17 protein-coding genes are annotated in these 20,734 nt (G+C 49.0%); 5 read left to right on the top strand and 12 right to left on the bottom strand.

Annotated features, from left to right (window positions below):
• Nucleotides 1-32 precede the first annotated feature (32 nt).
• Nucleotides 33-527 carry a peptidylprolyl isomerase gene (locus ACXAGX_RS14100; protein ID WP_474839078.1) on the bottom strand — a complete coding sequence of 165 codons (495 nt, stop codon included), beginning with the start codon at nucleotides 525-527 and terminating at the stop codon, nucleotides 33-35.
• Between the two features lie 169 nt (nucleotides 528-696).
• Between ACXAGX_RS14100 and cysS the strand changes: the two genes are divergently transcribed.
• Nucleotides 697-2,076, top strand: coding sequence for a cysteine--tRNA ligase (cysS, locus tag ACXAGX_RS14095; protein ID WP_474839076.1), 1,380 nt, complete (start codon nucleotides 697-699; stop codon nucleotides 2,074-2,076).
• Between the two features lie 88 nt (nucleotides 2,077-2,164).
• Here the strand turns inward: cysS and ACXAGX_RS14090 are convergent, their stop codons facing one another.
• From ACXAGX_RS14090 to gloB, 3 genes are all read right to left on the bottom strand, one after another.
• Nucleotides 2,165-3,217, bottom strand: a complete 1,053-nt coding sequence (locus ACXAGX_RS14090) for an ion transporter (protein WP_474824959.1) — start codon at nucleotides 3,215-3,217, stop codon at nucleotides 2,165-2,167.
• Between the two features lie 7 nt (nucleotides 3,218-3,224).
• Entirely contained in the window at nucleotides 3,225-4,904 is a 1,680-nt protein-coding gene (locus ACXAGX_RS14085; protein ID WP_474839074.1) for a lytic transglycosylase, read from the bottom strand.
• Nucleotides 4,905-4,969: 65 nt separating this feature from the next.
• Nucleotides 4,970-5,767, bottom strand: coding sequence for a hydroxyacylglutathione hydrolase (gloB, locus tag ACXAGX_RS14080; protein WP_474839072.1), 798 nt, complete (start codon nucleotides 5,765-5,767; stop codon nucleotides 4,970-4,972).
• Between the two features lie 87 nt (nucleotides 5,768-5,854).
• Here gloB and ACXAGX_RS14075 point away from each other — a divergent pair, with 87 nt between their 5' ends.
• Entirely contained in the window at nucleotides 5,855-6,634 is a 780-nt protein-coding gene (locus ACXAGX_RS14075) for a methyltransferase domain-containing protein (protein ID WP_474839070.1), read from the top strand.
• Nucleotides 6,635-6,711: 77 nt separating this feature from the next.
• On the opposite strand, the gene metG is transcribed toward ACXAGX_RS14075, so the two are convergent.
• Entirely contained in the window at nucleotides 6,712-8,775 is a 2,064-nt protein-coding gene (gene metG, locus ACXAGX_RS14070; RefSeq protein WP_474839068.1) for a methionine--tRNA ligase, read from the bottom strand.
• A gap of 108 nt (nucleotides 8,776-8,883) precedes the next feature.
• Between metG and apbC the strand changes: the two genes are divergently transcribed.
• Complete coding sequence (gene apbC / locus ACXAGX_RS14065; RefSeq protein ID WP_474839066.1) at nucleotides 8,884-9,972, top strand: iron-sulfur cluster carrier protein ApbC; 1,089 nt, start codon at nucleotides 8,884-8,886, stop codon at nucleotides 9,970-9,972.
• A gap of 81 nt (nucleotides 9,973-10,053) precedes the next feature.
• A complete protein-coding gene (gene dcd, locus ACXAGX_RS14060; protein WP_474839064.1) occupies nucleotides 10,054-10,647 on the top strand; it encodes a dCTP deaminase in 594 nt (197 codons plus the stop codon).
• A 103-nt stretch (nucleotides 10,648-10,750) separates the two neighbouring features.
• Here dcd and ACXAGX_RS14055 read toward each other — a convergent pair whose 3' ends face one another.
• From ACXAGX_RS14055 to ACXAGX_RS14040, 4 genes are read right to left on the bottom strand one after another with little or no spacing between them, the layout of a single operon-like run.
• On the bottom strand, nucleotides 10,751-11,653 hold the full coding sequence (locus tag ACXAGX_RS14055; protein WP_474839062.1) for an AEC family transporter: 903 nt from the start codon (nucleotides 11,651-11,653) through the stop codon (nucleotides 10,751-10,753).
• Between the two features lie 9 nt (nucleotides 11,654-11,662).
• Nucleotides 11,663-12,265, bottom strand: coding sequence for an isochorismatase family protein (locus tag ACXAGX_RS14050; RefSeq protein ID WP_474839060.1), 603 nt, complete (start codon nucleotides 12,263-12,265; stop codon nucleotides 11,663-11,665).
• Between the two features lie 50 nt (nucleotides 12,266-12,315).
• Entirely contained in the window at nucleotides 12,316-14,172 is a 1,857-nt protein-coding gene (locus ACXAGX_RS14045) for a hydantoinase B/oxoprolinase family protein (RefSeq protein WP_474839058.1), read from the bottom strand.
• A gap of 9 nt (nucleotides 14,173-14,181) precedes the next feature.
• A complete protein-coding gene (locus tag ACXAGX_RS14040) occupies nucleotides 14,182-16,242 on the bottom strand; it encodes a hydantoinase/oxoprolinase family protein (RefSeq protein ID WP_474839056.1) in 2,061 nt (686 codons plus the stop codon).
• Here ACXAGX_RS14040 and ACXAGX_RS14035 point away from each other — a divergent pair.
• Nucleotides 16,241-16,423, top strand: coding sequence for a hypothetical protein (locus ACXAGX_RS14035; protein WP_474839054.1), 183 nt, complete (start codon nucleotides 16,241-16,243; stop codon nucleotides 16,421-16,423). The two genes, ACXAGX_RS14040 and ACXAGX_RS14035, sit on opposite strands and share 2 nt — an antisense overlap.
• Nucleotides 16,424-16,429: 6 nt before the next feature.
• Here the strand turns inward: ACXAGX_RS14035 and ACXAGX_RS14030 are convergent, their stop codons facing one another.
• The 3 genes from ACXAGX_RS14030 to ACXAGX_RS14020 all read right to left on the bottom strand — a co-directional run bounded on the left by ACXAGX_RS14030 (nucleotide 16,430) and on the right by ACXAGX_RS14020 (nucleotide 20,631).
• A complete protein-coding gene (locus ACXAGX_RS14030; RefSeq protein WP_474839052.1) occupies nucleotides 16,430-17,353 on the bottom strand; it encodes a sugar phosphate isomerase/epimerase family protein in 924 nt (307 codons plus the stop codon).
• 45 nt (nucleotides 17,354-17,398) lie between these two features.
• On the bottom strand, nucleotides 17,399-18,412 hold the full coding sequence (locus ACXAGX_RS14025; RefSeq protein ID WP_474839050.1) for a LacI family DNA-binding transcriptional regulator: 1,014 nt from the start codon (nucleotides 18,410-18,412) through the stop codon (nucleotides 17,399-17,401).
• 101 nt (nucleotides 18,413-18,513) lie between these two features.
• Entirely contained in the window at nucleotides 18,514-20,631 is a 2,118-nt protein-coding gene (locus ACXAGX_RS14020; protein ID WP_474839048.1) for a TonB-dependent receptor, read from the bottom strand.
• Nucleotides 20,632-20,734: the final 103 nt, after the last annotated feature.

The raw sequence follows: 20,734 nt of genomic DNA, 5'->3' as shown, positions 1-20,734 counted from the left end.
GGCGCTGCCTCTGATTTCAAAACTGCTCAGGATTACTCTGTAATAACAGCAGATTCGATGACTACCGGCTCTACCGGTACATCTTGGTGGAAACCATTGGTGCCGGTTTTAACGGCTTTGATTTTCTCAACCACGTCCATGCCGTCGGTGACTTTACCGAATGCACAGTAGCCCCAGCCGTTTACTGATTCGCTGGTGTGGTTCAGGAAGTCATTGTCGTTCACGTTAATGAAAAACTGACCTGTCGCTGAATGCGGATCGTTAGTACGTGCCATGGCGATAGTGCCTTTTTCGTTGGCAACACCGTTATTCGCTTCGTTTGCGATTGGCGCGTTAGTGGCTTTTTGATCCATGTCAGGCGTAAAACCGCCGCCCTGGATCATGAAACCATTGATTACGCGGTGAAAAATCGTGTTGTCATAGAAACCTTCTTTCACGTAGTTTAGGAAGTTTTCTACCGTTGCAGGCGCTTTGTCTGCAAATAATTCGATGGTGATATCACCGTGATTGGTTTTTAAAGTAACCATGATTCGCCCCTTATCTGTGTCCCAGGCATTTAAAGTGGGCTAATGGTAGCCGATTTCCTGCGGGAGATAAATTATTCACTGATAAAAGGCGGCAAAACCTGTGCGACCGCTATCGGTAGTGCTACACTTTCGCCCCGAATTGATTCCATGTAAAAAATTGAGGATACCTATGCTACACCTATACAACACACTGACCCGGGAAAAAGCACCATTTGTTCCGTTGAAGGAAGGATGCGTGGGGTTATATGTGTGTGGTATCACGGTGTACGACCTCAGCCACATGGGCCACGCCCGTACGTACCTGAGTTTTGATATTCTGGTGCGTTACCTGCGTCACAAGGGCTACGACGTGAACTACGTGCGTAATATCACAGACGTAGACGACAAAATCATCGCCCGGGCCAATGAGAACGGTGAAACCACTGACGAACTGACCGCCCGCACAATTGCGATGATGCACGAAGATTTCGCGGCCATTAATTTGCTGGAGCCGGACATCGAGCCGCGCGTGACTACGCATATGGCGGAAATTATCGACATTATCGAAAAACTGCTGGATAAAGGCTACGCCTATGTGGCAGAAAGCGGAGATGTACTGTTCGATGTGAGCAAGTTTGGTGATTACGGCAAACTCAGCCGCCAGAATCTGGAGCAGCTCAAGGCTGGTGCCCGGGTAGAAGTGGCAGCAGGCAAAGATGATCCGCTGGACTTCGTGTTGTGGAAGCAGGCGAAAGCCGGCGAACCTCATTGGCAATCACCGTGGGGTGACGGTCGTCCTGGTTGGCACATCGAATGTTCGGCCATGAACCATAAACACCTTGGCGCGCACTTTGACATTCACGGCGGCGGTTCTGACCTGACCTTCCCGCACCACGAAAACGAAGTGGCGCAATCCTGCTGTGCTTACGATACAACCTACGTGAATACCTGGATGCACACCGGCATGGTGCAGGTGGATAACGAGAAGATGTCCAAATCGCTGGGCAATTTCTTTACCCTACGCGACGTGCTTAAGGAACATGATGCAGAATCGCTGCGTTTTTTCCTGATGTCGGCGCACTATCGTAGCCAGCTGAGCTATTCATTGGATAACATTACCCAGGCGAAAGCCGGTCTTGAGCGTTTGTACACGTCACTGCGTGGCGTAGATGTAAACTCTGCGACGGATTTGTCCTACGGCGGTTATCTGGAGCGGTTTGAATCGGCCATGAATGACGATCTGAACGTGCCGGAAGCGATTTCCGTGTTGTTCGACATTGCCCGTGAGCTGAACAAGCAAAAAGGCAATGAAGAGGAAGCCGGTAAATTGGCTGCAGTACTGAAAGGCATTGGTGGCATTGTCGGTATTCTGCAGGCAGACCCTGAGGCCTGGTTACAGGGTGACAGTAACGACGATGAAAGTGCTGAAATTGAAGCGCTGATCAAGCAACGTAACGACGCACGTGCTGCCAAAGACTGGCCTGCCGCTGATGCCGCCCGTGATGCACTGGCCGCCATGAACGTGGTGCTTGAAGATGGCCCGAACGGGACAACCTGGCGAAAAGGTTAAGTTTCGTTTAGTTATTAGCAATTAAAAAAGAGGTGCTGTTCAGCACCTCTTTTTGTTTTCAGCGATCATTGCCAATTAAGCGTACGATTCACTCCAACGGACCGGGAGTCGTGTTTTTCACGCCGGCTTCTGGTACGGGTTTGTTTTGATTAGCAAGTTCGTCTTTCCAGCGCTGCTGCGCCACGTGAGCTTTTACCAGTTCCAGACATTCATTAATCACATTTAAGACTTCTTTATCGAGGTCCTCAGCCACTGGCGTGTAGTCGTGTAAACCTGCATCAACAAAATGGTCGATTTGTTTGGCATCGAGGTCTGAAAGCAGGTTGATTACCGAGGCGGTAACAATATCAGTAACGGCAGATTCCAGCGTATTCTCAATGGTTTTTCCAACCACAGGAATATAGTGGAGGGTGGAAACCTGATCGTTACTTTTCACCGCTTTACCTACGGATTTGCGTACATGCTCGCGGATGACTTCGCCATAGTGGCCGTGGCTGATGGCGTCGCCGAAATGATTTAACACCCCGGCCAGCCATTGGGTGAGAATAGGGCGGCGTGGCGCCAGCACTTGTCGGCTTATATCATCAACCAGCGGCGAGCCAGCTGAAATGTCTTTTTGCGCATCGCTCAGTATTTTCACCACAATGCGGTCAGACAGCTCTTCTACCAGCACGTCATAGTAAAATCGAAAGAACCGAAAAACGGCGGTTCGGTTCAAATCGATGATGTGCTGTTTATGCATGCGATGCAAAATGGAGAAAATGCGCAGAAAACGGAATATACGAGTCGCACCCAGGGGGATCAAACCGACAATATCGTACCAGTGCAGAAACGGGAAAAAGTACCAGCGCAGATGTTCTTTGCGTACCACTGACACGACCCAGCGAAAACAGAATTCAACAAAGAAAATGATAATGAAGGTGAGGTCGACAAGAATAAAGTTCTTGTGAATGGGGTCGTAGGCGGCGGTCACACCGGGAAACCATGACTCGAGCTGGTCATGCACCAGCCCGGTACCGTACATGGCATCGAACAACAGCCAGGCCAGATTTATCAATAATAAACCCAGCATGACAAGGTCAAGAATTAACCAGGGTGTTTCATGACTTTTCCGTAAGTTTGCCCAGTTAATTCTTAACATGGTTGATTTATCCTACATTTTTGAGTCTCGTTACATCCACGTGGAGCTTTAGTTTCTGACCAGGCTGAAGGTATCGCTTCTTGCTCAGGCTATTCCAAGTGGTGATGTCTGACACTTTTACATTAAACTTACTAGCGATACGGGAAAGACTGTCTCCCGGTTTAACCGTGTAAGTCAGAGAACGCATGATGGCAGAAGCATCTGCTTTCGGTTTATCACCACCTTGCCAGATAACTAACGTTTTACCCGGACGCAGCGTGTCACCGGGTGCCATGCCATTCCACTTCGCTAAATCACGTGTGCTCACCTTATATTTACGGGACAAATCCCAGAAGGTATCGCCGGATTTCACTGTGTGCGTTACTTTCGTAGAAGATTGTGCACGGCTTTGCAGTGAAGCCAGACGTTGATCTTTCGAGAGTGAATAGGCATCCAACTCTTTCAAGGCAACCGGGATCATCACGAAATCACCCACGCGAATCATGTTGCCAGACAGGCCATTCACTTTTTTGATGATGTCGGCAGTGGTGTGATATTGCTTGGCCAGTTTCAACAGGCTGTCGCCACTTTTTACTTTATGACGGGCCCAGTTAAGACGGTCGTGACGGTCGATGGCGGCCAACTCTTGTGCGAAGCTGTCAGCTTTTTCAATAGGCAGCACCAATTGGTGAGGTCCATCAGGATCGGTAGCCCACCGGTTGAAGCCAGGATTCAGCGCATGTAAATCTTCTAAATCCATGTCTGCCAACTCAGCAGCGAATGCCAAATCTACCTGGGAACCGATATCAACAAGCTTAATCACTTCCACGTTATCAATGGTGGGCCAGGCAAAATTGTACTCATCACGGTTTTTCAGGATGTCGGCAAGGGCCAGTAATTTGGGCACATAAGCGCGGGTTTCACGGGGTAAATCCAGCGACCAGAAATCAGTTGGCTTGCCGGCTTTACGATTTTGCTTAATAGCGCGCAGCACACGGCCTTCGCCCGAGTTGTAAGCGGCGAGGGCATGCAGCCAGTCACCGTCGAACATTTTATTTAAGTAGGTAAGGTAATCTAATGCGCCTGCGGTTGACGCAACCACATCGCGACGGCCGTCGTACCACCAGGTCTGACGAATGCCAAAGCGTTTAGCGGTACCGGGAATAAACTGCCACATTCCCGCTGCACGACCGTGAGAGTAGGCAAAAGGATCAAAGGCACTTTCGACAATCGGCAACAGCACAATTTCCAGAGGCATATCGCGCTTTTCAATTTCTTCGGTAATGTAATATAAGAACGGGCGCGCGCGATTCACCACACGGGCCATATACTCAGGGTGCTTTAAATACCAATTACGTTGACTGGTGAGACGACGATCGTCAGGAATAGTAAATGCCATTTGTGCTGCGACGCGGGTCCACACGTCGTCTATGATCACTTCTGCCGGAGCCTCAGGTTCTACCGCTTCTTCCAGCGTTTCATCTACATCTTCTACTGGGTGAACCACTTCGATAACGCCTTCTTTGGCGATTTCGCAATCTTCCGCATCTTCGATTGGCGTTTGGCCAATCTCGCAGGTATCGGTATCGCTGGCGGCATTCATTTCTGCCGCTTGCTCATCGGCAATAGCCTGCTCGTCTGTCGTCTGGCAACCACTTAGCAGGCTGACCAAGGTAATGCTGGCGAGAAGGCTCTTTACTGATTTCATTAATTTACTGCCCCGCGATTAAACTTCAAAACGTGATATTGTATCGGTGTCTGCCCCCGAATGCATTAAAACTCATCTTTCCACTTACGAATTGCGGCAAAAACGGCCACTTCATCGGCCGGTTGTTCACCTTTAAATGATGCCGCTGAATGGGCAACATCAGGCTGATTACTGCGCATAAACGGATTGATGGCTTTTTCTTTCTGCATGGTTGAAGGCAGTGTAATGCACTCTTCAGACCTAAGTTTGCTCACAAGGTTCGCATGTTCCTGCAATACCGTGTTGTTCGGTTCAACGGCAAGTGCAAACTTCATATTAGACAAGGTGTACTCATGTGCACAATACACTTTAGTCTCATCAGGCAGACGCTTCAGTTTATTCAACGAGTGCAACATTTGTGCAGGTGTTCCTTCAAATAACCGTCCGCATCCGCCGGAAAATAACGTATCTCCACAAAACAGCACGTTGTGACCATAAAAGCCAATATGATCGAGAGTATGACCAGGCAGTTCAACCACCACAAATGTTAAATCAAGCACATTGAGGTGCACATCATCACCTTCATCTACCCGTTTCGTCAGGCCGCTAATTTGATCGTTGGCGGGGCCAATGACAGGTAATGAAGGATTAGCCGCGACCAGGCGAGGAATGCCGCCCGTATGATCGTGATGGTGATGAGTAATTAACACCGCCGCGAGTTCCAGTTCATGCTGTTGGCAAAACTGCACAACAGGCTCTGCGTCACCCGGATCAACCACTACGGCATGGTGATCGTTATGCAGACACCAGATGTAATTATCGGAGAAGGCGGGAATGGCAGTGATGTGTATTCCGTCAGGGAGTGTCGAAGACGTCCGGTTCATGGGATACCTGCTTGTGAAAAGGGATTAATGCGATACTATAAGAACTTGATAGCAGCGACGCAACCAATTGGATCAGCCTGAAATTTAATGAAATTGGCTTACCGGGCGAAACCGCCCAGATACCCACTGTCGTGGTCAGAACTTCCTGCAGGTGAAGCAATTCACGACGCAGTACAATCCGTCAGCAACAGCCTGTCGTCGCGGGTGTTTGGCTATCACTTCGTAAAATTAGGGGCGCTAAGCAGTGCGGTGGAATTGCCAAAATGCGGCGTTTCTCATCACATTCGGCAGGCGCCAGAAAAAATAGATAACACGTCTGTTGTTAGCCTTTCCTCTGAATTACCTTACGTTGAAAACAGTATCGACGGTTTTCTGCTCGCCAACGAACTGGATTTCTGTCAGGACCCCCATAAAATCCTTCGCGAAGTCGACCGGTGTATAACGCAAGACGGCTACGTGATCATCAGTGGGTTTAATCCTTTTAGTCTCACCGGTATTGGTAAATATCTGCCGCTGAAACGGGGGAATTTACTACACGATGCCCGGTTCTTTTCATCGGGCCGGGTAAAAGACTGGCTGCAACTACTGGGTTTTGAAGTGATTGAAACCCGTCACATTCTGTTTTCTATGCTGTTTCTCAAAAAGCAGTTTTCGATTTCCGCGAAATGGCACAGCCGCGTAAGCCGCTATTTTCCCTGGTGCAGTTCGGTGTATGTGATCATCGCCCGCAAACGGGTGGTGCCGATGACCACTATTAAACCGCAATGGAAACTCAAGCCACGGTTTTCAGCAGTAGGCGCGAGTATGCGCCTCTCTGATGGTGCGTGTAACGAGCAGCTTGGCCAGCGTCGTCAGTCTTGTAAATAAAGGATTTATTTTAATAAAAAAAACGGTGCTCTGAAGCACCGTTTTTGTCATATAGCAGAGGTTTAACTCACGGGCATTTACTTCACGCGCATACCAGGCTTTGCGCCTTCGTGAGGCTCAAGGATGTACAAATCTTTGCCGCCAGGGCCAGCTGCCAGCACCATGCCTTCAGACATCCCGAAACGCATTTTGCGCGGTGCCAGGTTAGCCACCATCACGGTGTGCTTACCAATCAGATCTTCAGGGGCGTAAGCCGACTTGATACCAGCAAATACCTGACGGGTTTCACCGCCTAAGTCCAGTTCGAGACGCAGCAGTTTGTCTGCTTTCTCGACGTGTTCTGCATTGGCGATGCGGGCGATACGGAAATCCACTTTGGCAAAGTCGTCAAAAGTGATTTCTTCGCTGATAGGATCTTTAGCCAGCGGGCTTTCAGGGTCCAGTTTAGGCGCGTTCGCCGCTGCCAGACTTTCTTTGGAATCTTCAACCATGGCGTCGATTTTCTCCATCTCGATGCGCTGCATCATTGCTTTAAACTTATTAATTGCGTGACCTTTCAGCACTACCTGACTGCTTTCCCAGGTGAGGGTGTCGTTCAGGAAGGCTTCGGCTTTTTCGGCCAGAATAGGCAGCACCGGCTTCAGGTAAGTCACCAGAATGCGGAACATATTGATACCCAGAGAGCACACATCGTGGGTAAATTGCTGCTTGGTTTCATCTTTAATGGTTACCCACGGGGCATTGGCATCGATGAACTGGTTGGCTTTATCTGCCAGCGCCATAATTTCGCGGATGGCCTGGTGATACTTACGATTCTCGAAGTTCGCCGCAATGTTATCCGCTGCCGCGTGGAACTCTGCCATCAGCGCTTCGTCAAGAACGGTATCTGACAGCTTGCCGTCGAAACGCTTAGTAATAAAGCTGGCACAACGGCTAGCGATGTTCACCACTTTACCCACCAAATCAGAATTCACTTTCTGGGCGAAGTCAGCAAAGTTCAGGTCGATATCGGTAACACCATCACCAAGTTTCGAAGCAAAGTAATAACGCAGGTATTCTGGGTCCAGGTGGTCGAGGTAGGTACGGCCTTTAATAAAGGTACCGCGAGACTTCGACATTTTAGCGCCGTTAACTGTCACGAAACCGTGAATGTTCACACCGGTAGGCTTACGGAATCCCGCGCCTTCCAGCATGGCTGGCCAGAACAGACAGTGGAAATAGGTGATGTCTTTACCGATGAAATGATACAGCTCGGTGTCGGTACCCTGTTTCCAGAAATCGTCAAAATTCACGTCGTTCTGGTCACAGAAGTTCTGGAAGCTGGCCATGTAGCCAACTGGCGCATCAACCCATACGTAGAAGAATTTATTTGGCGCGCCCGGAATTTCAAAACCGAAGTAAGGTGCATCGCGGCTAATGTCCCACTGTTGCAAACCTTCTTCAAACCATTCCTGAAGCTTGTTTGCCATTTCTGATTGCAGGGCACCCGAGCGGATCCATTCTTTCAGCATGCCTTCAAATTGTGGCAGGTCGAAGAAGAAATGCTCTGATTCTTTCAGTATTGGCGTGGCACCGGATACCACACTACGTGGGTTCTTTACTTCAGTAGGGCTGTATGTTGCACCGCACACATCACAACTGTCGCCGTTTTGATCTTCAGCATTACAGCTTGGGCAGGTACCTTTTACGAAACGGTCTGGCAGGAACATTTCTTTTTGCGGGTCGTACAATTGATTAATGGTACGCTTGCTGATGTAACCTGCTTCATCCAGACGGTTATAAATGGTTTCACACAGCGCCTTGTTTTCCGGCGAGTGAGTCACATAATAGTTGTCGTACTGAACGTGGAAGTCCAGTAAATCCTGGTGGTGTTCCGCACGGGTGCGGGCTACCATTTCTTCAGGCGTGATCCCCAGTTCCTGAGCTTTAAGCATGACGGGAGTACCGTGAGCATCGTCAGCACAAACACTGTAACATTCGTTACCGCGCAGGCGCTGGAAGCGGGTCCAGATATCAGTCTGGATATGCTCGAGTAAGTGTCCGAGATGGATAGAGCCGTTTGCGTACGGCAATGCACTGGTTACCAGAATGCGACGTTGCGCATTGGCCGGTGCAACAGAATTCGACGTGTTTTCAGACATAGTGTTATGTTTCTGTTCTCAGGCGTTAGAAAAGGCTGCAAATACTAGCGGAATCGCGCCACTTTTGCATTACGTAAATGGCACGAACGCTTATTTTAAAGGTGAATTATGTTCTTTTCCCGTAAGGGTGACAAGCGAGTGCAAACCGCTGCACAAACTCTGGCCGATTATTACTCCCTGACGGTGGAGGAAACCAGCAAATGGTGCGACATCGACGGCAACAGTATCGTAATAACATTGCCGTTTTGTGCCTTAACTCAGCATGGGGCGTTGCGTGATGTACTCACCGCGGCTTTAGATAAAGCCAGTCACGCTAAAACGGACATCGCGATAAATCAAAAAATCGTCGGTGCGAAAACCGCGCAACCACCGGTAACCAATATTCGCAATGTGGTGGCTGTGGCCTCTGGCAAAGGCGGCGTGGGGAAATCTACCACTTGCCTGAATCTGGCGTTTGCGCTTATGCAGGAAGGTGCCAAAGTCGGTATTCTCGATGCCGATATTTACGGCCCATCCGTGCCCATCATGTTGGGTAACCCGCTGGCGCACCCATCTACCGACGACAATAAACACATGAAACCCCTTGAAGCTTGGGGCATGGTCGCTAATTCCATTGGTTATCTGGTACCCCAGGAAGATGCTGCGGTGTGGCGTGGTCCCATGGCCAGCAGGGCGCTAAAACAACTGCTGGATGAAACCTTGTGGCCCGTACTGGATTACTTGATTGTGGATATGCCGCCGGGAACCGGCGACATTCAATTAACCATGGCGCAGCAAGTGCCATTGAGCGCTGCCGTGGTAGTGACCACGCCGCAGGACCTCGCCGTGGCCGATGCGCAAAAAGGCATTTCCATGTTTGAGAAAGTGAACGTGCCGGTAGTGGGACTTATCGAAAACATGAGTTATTACCAGTGTTCTGCCTGTGGCCACACCGATTACCTGTTTGCGCAAGACGGCGGAAAAGCATTGGCCGAACGTTACAATTTACCGCTTCTGGCGGCGTTGCCACTGGATGTGTCAATTCGCGAGCAGGCCGATATCGGCAAGCCGCTGGTGGTAGATAAACCAGATAGCCCGCTGGCCGCTATTTACCGTGATGCTGCTCGGGCACTTTCTATGCAAATGGGGCTCACTTTACCTGCTCGTGAGAATGAATCGTACATTCGTGGTGAAACCATCGGCATCAACATTGTTTAAGAATAAATTCTTCCTTATGCGTTGTCTGACAAGCCCTGACGACGCATAATACCCCCGTTTTTTTCCCCTTGGATAAGTTTCATGCGTTTATCAGACCGCGATATATACGAGTACCTGCAATCAGGCAAAATTAAGATTGATCCCACTCCCGAATACGAGCGCATTAGCGGCGTAACGGTGGATATGCGGTTGGGCAATAAATTCCGTGTATTTGAAGATCACCAAGCCGCTTACATTGATTTGTCCGGTCCTAAGCATGAAGTGCAAGAAGCGCTGAACTCAGTGATGAGTGACGAGATTGAGTTGGAAGAGGGCAAAGCGTTCTTCCTGCACCCAAAGGAACTTGCGCTGGCGATTACCCATGAATCTGTCACCTTGTCTGACAACATTGTAGGCTGGCTGGATGGCCGCTCTTCATTGGCACGCTTGGGCCTGATGGTGCATGTGACTGCACACCGCATCGATCCAGGTTGGTCTGGCAATATTGTATTGGAATTCTACAATTCCGGTAAATTGCCGTTGGCACTTCGCCCATTAATGAAAATTGGCGCACTGAGTTTTGAAGTGCTTTCTTCGCCAGCAGAAAAACCGTACAACGCCCGTGTGGACGCCAAATACAAAGGCCAGGCCGGTGCAGTTGCCAGTCGGATTTCTTCTGATGATGATGGTAAATAGGCGAATGAGATAAGCCTAAAAGTGACAAGGCTGCAGAACTAGAAGAAAGCGAGCCACTACGCAATTGAAGTGAGTTGCGCAAGCTCGCTTTTTTTATTTTGATTTAGCCACCTGCTTGCGCCATCACAAAACTCACCAGGTAAGGTAGTGATATCAGTGAAACGGTAGTGGATATGACAACCGTGCCCGCTACTTTCCCTGGGTTTTCAGTGTACTTAAGTGCAAGTAAGTAATTAGAAACTGCCGCAGGCATTGAAGCTTGCAAGATCACCACACCTTTTAAAATGCCTTCCAGTTCCAAATAGTCAGCAATGCTATAGCCGATGGTGAAACCGACAAACAGCCGTAAGAACGCCAGAAATAAGCTTGCTTTAAAATCCTCTACGTTAAGCTGAGCTAGTGACACACCCAGCGTGATTAGCATGAGTGGGATGGTCATGCCCGCCAGTAGATCAACGGTATTTTGTAACCAGAGTGGAAGCGTGCTGTCTGTGGCGAATAAAAATAAAACCACCAAAGAGCAGTACACCAGCGGTTGTTTAAACATATTTTTCACAGACTGAAGTGGGTTTCCACCCCAGGTGAGCATAGATATCCCGAAGGTGAAGTTGATCATGGCTAGCGTCCAGAAATAGCACAATGCCAAAGCAAGACCGTCCTGACCGAAGGCAAAAAGGGCGATGGGCAGGCCCATGTTGCCGTTGTTACCAAACAACAGGGGAGGCAGTAAGTGATTCACCTTGTACTTACACAACGCCAGAATAATACCTAAAATTACCGCACTAACAGCAAACACACTTAAGGCCGCCGTAGAGACCGTGCCAAGTAAGTTTAAACTGACTTCGGCTTTACCCAACACCGACACCACCAAACACGGCGCCCCGATATTCATTACGATACGGGTGATAAAATCTGACGGGTAAGGCAAACCCGAACGGCCCCAGTAAATACCAATGCCGACACACACAAATATCGGTGCAACGGTGGCAACTAATTCTGCGAACATCTTATGCGTTTACTCCTTAGCACCTGATAACAGCGATTTGATAATTTGTTCTGAGTTTAAAACGGTGGCGTATTTCAGGTTCAAATCATAAAGACTCGCGGCTTGGGCTCTGCTGTCTCGGTCGCCGCAGGCGTCTTTCGCGACAACGACCGGGTAGTTGTATTGCAGGCCGTCGATGGCCGTTGCGCGTACACAGCCGCTGGTGGTCAGCCCGGTAACCACGAGAGAGTCAACATTGAGTGCTTGCAGGCGTTCATTTAGGTCGGTGCCAAAAAAACTGCTCGCCCACTTTTTTTCGAGAACAGGCTCGTTGGGCAACGGTGCAAGCTGCGGATCGATATTGCCCCAGCCTGATTCAGGCGTGAGAATATCTAACGCAGGAATTTTCTGTCTAAATACCGATGCCTCATTGCTGTTGCGATAAATTACCGTGGTATAAATAACCGGTAAATTTTGTGCCCTGAAGGTGTCGAGTAGCCGCTTATTGGCGTCGAGCACAGATTGGCATTCGCTACCTAATGGACTTTGTGCATTGGTGAAACCCGTGGATAAATCCACCAGTATTAATGCCGGTTTTTTGCCGAGGGTGATAGGGTTCGATTGCAGGCTCATAAAATCTCCTTAAAAGAAAAAGGGGCAACGAGGTTGCCCCGGGTTAATGATCAACCCAACGGAGACACAGGTGGCTTAATGCCGGTTTCCTGTTCGCAGGTTGCGCGCAGGGCTTCGATGTCCGGACCACGATTAAAGACAGGCAGCTCACCTTCGCGGGAGGCGTGCATTTCGGCGCGTAAGGCGATGGTTTTGGCTTCATCTACTTCGCCGTTTTCAATAACGACACCATAACGAAGAGCACCTTCTACGGTTGCCAAATTGCGCTTCACGTCATCAAGTACTCGTGCAGGTTCACGTTTCAGCGGGTCTCCCCAGCCGCCGCCACCCCAGGTATTGAAATACAGCACATCACCGGCTTTCACATGGATCCCTTCTTTCTTCGCCGGCATGAATTCCACTTCACCTGATTTACGCACCAGTTTTTTGGTGGAACGCAGGCCTGGGTCGCCGCCCAGAACTCCCCACGGATAAGTGAGCCAGCGATCATCGTGAATACCAATGGTGCCGTTACACAGGAAGTGATAGGCCACGCTTAGGCCGTTACCACCGCGGTGCAATCCGGCACCACCTGAGTCAGGAATGGTTTCGTATTTTTCAATGCGCAGCGGGAAGTAAGACTCGATAAATTCGTTGGGTACGTTGGTAAAGCCCGGCCACAGCGAGTGGCCATCAGGTCCGTCACCCACAGGGCGACCAGGAATACCGCCAAAACCAATTTGGAAAAGCTGGAACCATTTTCCGTCATTGTCGTATCCGGAGTAGAACAGGTGAGGGGAATCTGAGAAGCCGGCGGCGTTGAGCATTTGCTCCGGTGCACCCATGCCCAATAATGCTCCCAGAATATCGAAGATACGACCCAAGGCGTGGGTTCGACCTGAAAGCGCGGCAGGATAATTAGGTTTCAGCAAACTGCCCTGAGGGATGCGTACTTCCACCAACTCGTAGAAACCGTCGTTGAATACAATTTGTGGGTCTACTACGTTGATGGTGAAAGAGCCGAAGAACATTTTGAACATATCTTCATTAAGGAAGAAGTTGATCGAGCTTTCAGCTTGAGGTGCAGTACCTTCAAAATCGAAAAATACCTTCGATTCTTCGCGCCACATTTTACACTGGATTTTGTAGGGGCCTTTGCCCATGCCGTCGTCACACAAATAATCAACAAATTCACGGGGTTCTTCTGGAATAAAGTTGCGGATAATGTGTTCCATAGCCGTGTAGTTGCGCTGCAGCATGATATCCATGGTGGTATGGAAAACGTCATCGCCGAAGCGTTCTACAATCTCAAGGCAACGTTTAGACGCGGTGTTACAGGCTGCGACCAGCGCGTTCAAATCGAAGCGGTTCCACTGCGGGGTGCGAACGTTGTGTAAAATGAGCTCCAGCAGATCGCTTTGCAGTTCACCTTTCTTGTAAAGTTTTGTAGGCGGGATCCGCATGCCTTCTTGATAAATGGTTGAGGCTTCAATAGGCATTGAGCCTGGCACCATACCGCCGTTATCAGACATATGACCAAACATTGATGTCCATGCTACTAAGCGGCCATCTTTGAAAACGGGTACCAGCACCAGCCAATCAGGTAAGTGTGAAACGGCCGCGTTACACATGTAGGGATCGTTAGTTAAAATGATATCGCCTTCTTCAATGTCGGCTTCATACACTTCCAGGAAGGGGCGAATGAAGGACCCAAATTGGCCTACCACCATTTTCCCGTCGCGGTTTGCGATCATGGGGAAGCAGTCGCCCTGTTCACGAATACCCGGCGACATGGCGGTTCTGAACAGTACCGCATCCATTTCTTCACGGGCGTTTTTCAAGGCATTTTCAATAAGGTCTACCGTTACGCCAGGGACATCCACAGTTGCAAACGGGCTTTGATTGGTTTCAATAATTCTTGCAGACATATTTTGCTCCTATTTGGCTGGGGTGATAAGAAGGTTACCAACTACATCCACGTTAGCTTGGTGACCCGGCAGGATTACGGTGGTGGAGTCCATCTCAGAAATGATGGCAGGGCCGTCAACAACCAGAGATTGGTGCAATTTGCTACGGTCATAAATTTGCGCATCGTGCCATTCGCCGGCGTAGTAGAACCGGGTGTCACAGATTTTACAGTCGGCTAATGTAAATGAAGGGTCACCTGCAGCCAGTACGTCTAGATCCTGACTCTTTGCTTTGGCAACTGCGCGGATCATAAGAATTTCGTGGCCATCTTCTAGCTTGAAGCTGAACAACTGTTCGTGCTCGGCGTCGAACTGGTCGGTGATTAACGCCAGACCTTTTTCCTTAAGTTCTTCTTCTGAGAAGTTCATTGTGATTTGGAATGCCTGTCCGGTGTAACGCAGATCGGCCTGATAAGACACTTCTTGCTGCTCGGTAGGAATGCTATCAGCAATCAGGGTTTCACACGCTTTCGCTTTCAATTCGGCCAAGTCAGACAGTAGCTTGTCTTTTTTAAGTTCGCTGGCCAGCGTAATGTAAGTACGTGATGCCTCATCCTGAACCTGTGTGGTCGCATCACCATAAGCGCACAGAACGCCGGGGCCAGGAGGAACAATAACCGGCCATGCCCCCGAAAGAATACCAAGGGCATTAGCATGAAGCGGGCCTGCACCACCAAACCCAACCAGTGCGAAGTTACGTGGGTCGTATCCTTGTTCAACCGATACCAGGCGCAAAGCGCCAAACATGGCTTCGTTGGCGATTTCGATGATACCTTCGGCCGCTTCCATCATGCCAATCCCCATCTGATCAGCTACAGTTTTTACTACTTTTTCTGCCGCATCCCGGGAAATGGTCATGGCTCCACCGAGCTGTACGTCTGAGGGCAGATAGCCAAGTACAACGTTGGCATCACATACCGTAGGCGCTTCGCCGCCTTTCAGGTAACAAGCCGGGCCCGGTACCGCGCCCGCTGACTCTGGGCCAACACGCAGTGCTTTAGTTAACTCCGGCACGAATGCAATAGACCCACCGCCTGCACCCACCGTGCGGATATCTACAGATGGCGCACGCACCCGCACGTCACCAACGATAGTTTCACGTCGTACCATCGCTTGAGAGTTTTGGATAAGGGCAACGTCGGTAGAGGTGCCACCCATATCGAAGGTAAGAATATCGTCGAAACCACCACGACTGCAGAAGTAAGTGGCACCGGCAACACCGCCGGCTGGCCCCGACATCAATAGGTTTACCGGCGAGTCGGCCGCCGAGCGAGTAGAGGCCAGGCCGCCATCTGAACGTAAAATAGATAGCTGTAGATCGCTGCCCATTTTATCTTCCAAAGACTGACGCAAGTTATTCACATAGCGTGATACCTCAGGGCGAACAAACGAATTCACTACGGTAGTTTCAGTACGTTCGTATTCCTGCATTTCTGGTACAACTTCGCTGGAAATAGAAATCGGAATGTTTGGGAACACCTGCTTAGCTAATTCGCGGGCTTGTACTTCGTGTTCGTCACAGATATAGGAATTAATGAAACAGATAGTCAGCGCTTCTAGCTCGTCTTTTTCTTTCAAGGCTTTCAGATCGATAAGTAACTGCGCTTCATCGAGTGGCTTAACAACATCGCCTTTCGCGCCCATGCGTTCAGAAGCACCGATGGTGAGTTCGAGAGAAGCGAGAAGAGGGCGTTTTACAAAACTCACCCAGCCACCCAAACCACCCGGACAGTAGGAGCGAGCAACTTGCAGAATTTGCTCGTAGCCGGTGGTAGTAATAAGGCCAACTTTGGCGCCTTTGCCAGTCAGTACGGCATTGGTGGCAACAGTCGTACCGTGCATTACCCGTTTTATGCTTTTCGGATCGACGCCCGATTCTTCACAAATGCGGTTTACCCCGTTTAACACGCCGATTGAGGAGTCTTGCGGCGTTGAAGGTACCTTGGCGGTGAATTTCTCACCGGTGATTTCGTTAATCAGTAGAAGGTCTGTGAACGTGCCCCCTACATCTACACCTAGTCGGTAAGCCATGCTTATCTCCCTTTATGATTATGGTAACGGTAGACAGTTCGTAGTTAATCCGAACTGGCTGAAAATTCGTCAAATCACTGAATTCAGAGCGAGCGAACCCATGACCGGCAAAACAGGCGTTTGCCGGACAATTGATTTCAGTGGGTCAATTGAAGTGGTTAAAAACCGGCTGGCCGGTTAGCTAACCTTATTTGCGAGGAATCGCAGACAAATATTTGTATGCAGCTGTGATCTCCTCAATGGGGTTAACGGGTTGGTCAAATTCGAAATAGCTTTGCTCAATACCTGCTTCTTCTGCGGCTTTAAGCAGTTCTGTGAAATCTTCAACACCTTGGCCGGGCAAGACAATTTTTCCGCTTTTGTCATGGTCTTTAAGGTGTGCGAGCTTGTATCGTCCCGGATATTTTCTAAGGTAAGCCGCGGGATCAACACCGGCATAACTTGCCCACATGAAGTCCATTTCCATTTTTACTTCATCAGGGTCGGTTTCTTGTACCAGAATGTCGTAAGCGGTGGTGCCATTAAGTGGCTGGAACTCGTGATCATGATTGTGGAACGCAAAAGTAAGATCTGCTTCTTTGCACATCTTGCCGGCGGTTCGGAATGCGCTGAGATGCTGTTTTACCTCTTTCATGCCATATTCTTTTTGCCAATTAACCTGCCAAACAATGTATTTTTGCCCCAGTGTAATAGCGCGATTAATCGCTTCTTCAATGAAGGTTTCTACTTTGGAGAAATCGAAGGCGTGAATGAAAATCTTGATGATTTCATCCCAGGTTAATTCGCCTCTGTTGTAGCGGGAGAACGACTGATACAAATCGCCAGGCATGAGGTGTTGAGACAGGGTAACCAAGTTATTTTCAAGCAACTTGGTTTGTAGTTCTTTTGCAGACATGTTGAAGGAACCCATCGTTTCAACCTGGCGGTAGCCGATGTCTGAAACGGTTTTCAAGGTACCGTTAAAGTCTTTGTCCAGTTGGGTCATCACAGTGAATAACTGTAAACCCGGACGGCTAAAGTACCCATTGCTTGCTACTGCGGGCATACTACCTGCAATACTCGCAGTGGCTGCGGCGCCTGCGCAGGCTTTGATAAACTGACGTCGATGCAAGATCTTCTCCTTTCATTGGTGATCACCGCCAGTTCGGAGATCACCTTATTCGTTTTGTTTATATGCTGCGGTACTTTTCCTGACGATGATGTCGTGAGGTAAAATGACTTCTCTTACGGAGCTTTCTGCATCGATATAAAAATCGAGCATCATTCTCATGGCCTGCTCACCAATTTTTGTGGAGGGCAGTGACACCGTGGTTAACGCCGGATTGGCATACTCGCCGAAGCGAAGGTTATCCATACCAGTCACACTCACGTCATCAGGTACTTTTATTCCAGTTTCAGCTAGAACGTGGATGACACCCAATGCCATTTCGTCATTTTCGCAAAGGATCGCGCTAAATTTTTCACCGCTTGTTAGCAGTGTTTCTGCTGCTTGCGCACCGGACTCCAGGGTGTAGCCGCCGGTGACAAATAAACTCTCGTTAATCTCTATGCCATTGCGCTTTAGGCCAAGACGGAAGCCCTTTTGGCGATCCTGACTCATTTGCAGTCGTGGCGAGCCAGTCACGCAGGCAATCTTTCTATGCCCTAGCTTTGCAATGTGCGTGGCTGCCAAAGCAGCCGCTTCAATGTTGTCGAAACGCACCCGGGGCAGGGGAACCCCTTGTTCGTATTCACAAGCTAAGATCACCGGTTGTGGTTCACCTGATTCTGCCTTTTTCAACACATTCGCCGGAATGTTGGTATCCAGAATAATCATGCCATCGGCCTGTTTTCCGGCTACCATGGCATAGTGCCAATCGAGCAGTTCCTGCTTACCTTCTGTGATGCCCAGCATCACCCGTATCCGGTTCTCCCTTGCAACATTTTCAATGCCCTGTACAAATCCTGACGTGAAAGGGTTATTGATATCCGGTACTGCAACAATGACAGCATCAGAACGTTGCTTTCTAAGGTTGCTGGCCAATAAGTTCGTGTTATACGACAGCGCATCTATGGCCTTATTTACTTTTTCAGCGGTTGCCGGACGGACTTTCTCCGGCTCCCTTAATGTTCGTGACACTGTGGCGATGGATACGCCAGCCAGTTCCGCTATGTCTTTGATATTTGCCATTAAACGACACCCCTATGTCATTTCTTCTGCTATCAAAACATAGTAATCAATTCACCGCCTCCAGTCTCTGAGTTTCGTTTACATTTTTCAGTTAAACGCAATTAATAGCGGTAACTTACTTCCACACCAAAAGTACGCGGTCGAGCAAACTGCACAAGGTAACCGCCCGCATAAGCAGCTTCTTCAGACATGGTAAGAATTGTTTCGTCTTCGATGTTGCGAACGTAAGCGCTGTAAACAAATGAAGAATTGTCCGGTGTGTACTTCAGGATAACGTCAGACTTGGTGTACGCTTCCTGGAATTCTGTTGCCCGATTGATGTACGAGAAGTAGTTATCACTTTGATAACGCGACTGCACAATGCCTGTGATGACGCCGGAATCAATCTCAAAGTCACGGGTATACTTAATGGTTGCTGTCACATCTGGTGCCTGAGGAAGATGATTGTCGCTGTAATCGTTTTCATTTGGGCACGAGTCAGCTGTAATGGTACAAAATTCATCATACTTCGCATCGAGTAAGGCAAGTGTGACCTGAAGTGTATCTGCGGTAGTTGGGCGATACTTCACTTCAACTTCTGCACCCGTTATGCCTGCAGCGCCAGCGTTATAAACCCGGGCAACACCCGTTGCAGGGTCGGTCTGTTGTACTTGCAGATCGGTGTAATCGTAGTAAAACAGGCTGGTATTAAACTGCATCGTGTTGTCGAGAAAGAAACTTTTTGAACCCACTTCATAAGAAATGATTGATTCAGACGAATAGGACGAGGTGTCTTTGAAACCACCGGCCTTGTAGCCTTTATCGATCTTGCCGTAAAAGAAGTGATCTTCTGAATATTCCCAGTTGAGACCCAAATGCCAGGTAATCTCATCGTCTTTAAAATAGTTGTCTACCTGGGTGAACGTGCCTGCACCAACATCAGCCTGACCCGTCTGTGACTTTTCATCTTCCGTATAGCGAATGCCAGCTTCAGCTTTCAATGTGTCACTTAACGTGAGTTCGGCCTGTGCAAAAACCGCAGAAGAACTGGATTCATTCTGGTAGTCGAAGGTGTAGATATTTACGTATTCACCAGTATTGTGCATTTGGAAATAGGCTGGGCCGCTACTGTCTTGTGTGAAGTGATAAACACCAGTCTGGAAGTTAAACCAACTATCCAAATTCGACGTTAATCTAAGTTCATGGTTTTGCGTGCTGATATCACCATTCGTTTGAGAAAAGGCCCAAAAAGCGTCAGCACTGCCGTCTTGGTCGTTGGTGCGGTCGAACGACACCGACATGTCTCCGCCAATGTAGCTCACGCGGTAATCATCAAAATCGAGATTAAATTCCCAACGCAAGGAATCAGCACCAATATCAATAGAACCTTGATTGTTCAGTGCCCAATTCTTGTCATCACCGAGAATCAATGTGCCGTCGGTATTTGTGTCGTCGTAGGGAATGGCCTTAACAACAGAGCCGGTACCGCTGATGTCCACGGTCTCGCCAGTTAACAGCATAGAAAATGGACCATCGGACTCATAGCGAACATGAAGACGCGCGCCCGTTTCTTTCCGTTGGTCGCCTTTTTCGCTTAAACCATTGTCGCGATAACCGTCATTATCTCGGTACACGGCGGCAGCTCTTACTGCCCAGTTATCATTAATTGGCAAATTGCCTGCAACTTCCGCATTCACCTGGCCGTAATTTGCAAAGCCCAATTTCGCCTCTAATTCTTTGTCAAATTCAGGCTTCGCCGTAATGATGTTTACCGCTCCGGCGGTGGCATTTCGTCCGTATAACGTGCCTTGTGGACCGCGTAACACTTCAACCTGTTGAATGTCGAACATGGCTGCATTCAGGGCTTTCGAATCTTGCAAATAGAAGTTATCAATATTCACCGCAACCGCAGGATCACCGGTTTCCGAGTAGTCACGGCTGGAAACACCGCGGATGGTAATCATTGTATTATCGTTATTTTGGGCGATATTGAGGGTAGGGGCGACGTTACCCAAATCGTTCACTTCAGTAACACCTGAATCTGCCAGTGCTTCATTGCCGACTACGCTCATTGCAATAGCGGTAGTCTGTTCTGTTGTCGCTCGCTTGGTTGCTGTTACTTCAATTTTTTCAATGGTATTTCCCGCACTATTCGATTCCTGCGAAAATGCCGTACTAGGCAATAGCGCTGTCGCAATTGCTAGTGCGATAGCCGACTTTGGTCTTGAACATACCTTCATAAAACAGACTCCCTTACTGAATGATAAAATGATAACGTTTTCATTTGTCATTATTCAAGTTAAAGGCCAAAATCATAAACCTCACGTTAATTAATTTTATAAG

It is taken from the genome of Alteromonas sp. ABV4_515 (assembly GCF_056160345.1).
This window is presented reverse-complemented; position numbering and strand designations above follow the sequence as displayed.

Excerpts from the sequence above, each read along its gene's own strand:
- ACXAGX_RS14035 (WP_474839054.1), top strand. The coding sequence starts at position 16,241 with ATGCTTATCTCCCTTTATGATTATGGTAACGGTAGACAGTTCGTAGTT.
- ACXAGX_RS14055 (WP_474839062.1), bottom strand. The coding sequence starts at position 11,653 with ATGTTCGCAGAATTAGTTGCCACCGTTGCACCGATATTTGTGTGTGTC.
- ACXAGX_RS14040 (WP_474839056.1), bottom strand. The coding sequence starts at position 16,242 with ATGGCTTACCGACTAGGTGTAGATGTAGGGGGCACGTTCACAGACCTT.
- ACXAGX_RS14020 (WP_474839048.1), bottom strand. The coding sequence starts at position 20,631 with ATGAAGGTATGTTCAAGACCAAAGTCGGCTATCGCACTAGCAATTGCG.
- metG (WP_474839068.1), bottom strand. The coding sequence starts at position 8,775 with ATGTCTGAAAACACGTCGAATTCTGTTGCACCGGCCAATGCGCAACGT.
- ACXAGX_RS14085 (WP_474839074.1), bottom strand. The coding sequence starts at position 4,904 with ATGAAATCAGTAAAGAGCCTTCTCGCCAGCATTACCTTGGTCAGCCTG.
- dcd (WP_474839064.1), top strand. The coding sequence starts at position 10,054 with ATGCGTTTATCAGACCGCGATATATACGAGTACCTGCAATCAGGCAAA.
- ACXAGX_RS14050 (WP_474839060.1), bottom strand. The coding sequence starts at position 12,265 with ATGAGCCTGCAATCGAACCCTATCACCCTCGGCAAAAAACCGGCATTA.
- apbC (WP_474839066.1), top strand. The coding sequence starts at position 8,884 with ATGTTCTTTTCCCGTAAGGGTGACAAGCGAGTGCAAACCGCTGCACAA.
- ACXAGX_RS14090 (WP_474824959.1), bottom strand. The coding sequence starts at position 3,217 with ATGTTAAGAATTAACTGGGCAAACTTACGGAAAAGTCATGAAACACCC.
- gloB (WP_474839072.1), bottom strand. The coding sequence starts at position 5,767 with ATGAACCGGACGTCTTCGACACTCCCTGACGGAATACACATCACTGCC.
- ACXAGX_RS14100 (WP_474839078.1), bottom strand. The coding sequence starts at position 527 with ATGGTTACTTTAAAAACCAATCACGGTGATATCACCATCGAATTATTT.
- ACXAGX_RS14045 (WP_474839058.1), bottom strand. The coding sequence starts at position 14,172 with ATGTCTGCAAGAATTATTGAAACCAATCAAAGCCCGTTTGCAACTGTG.
- ACXAGX_RS14025 (WP_474839050.1), bottom strand. The coding sequence starts at position 18,412 with ATGGCAAATATCAAAGACATAGCGGAACTGGCTGGCGTATCCATCGCC.
- cysS (WP_474839076.1), top strand. The coding sequence starts at position 697 with ATGCTACACCTATACAACACACTGACCCGGGAAAAAGCACCATTTGTT.
- ACXAGX_RS14075 (WP_474839070.1), top strand. The coding sequence starts at position 5,855 with ATGAAATTGGCTTACCGGGCGAAACCGCCCAGATACCCACTGTCGTGG.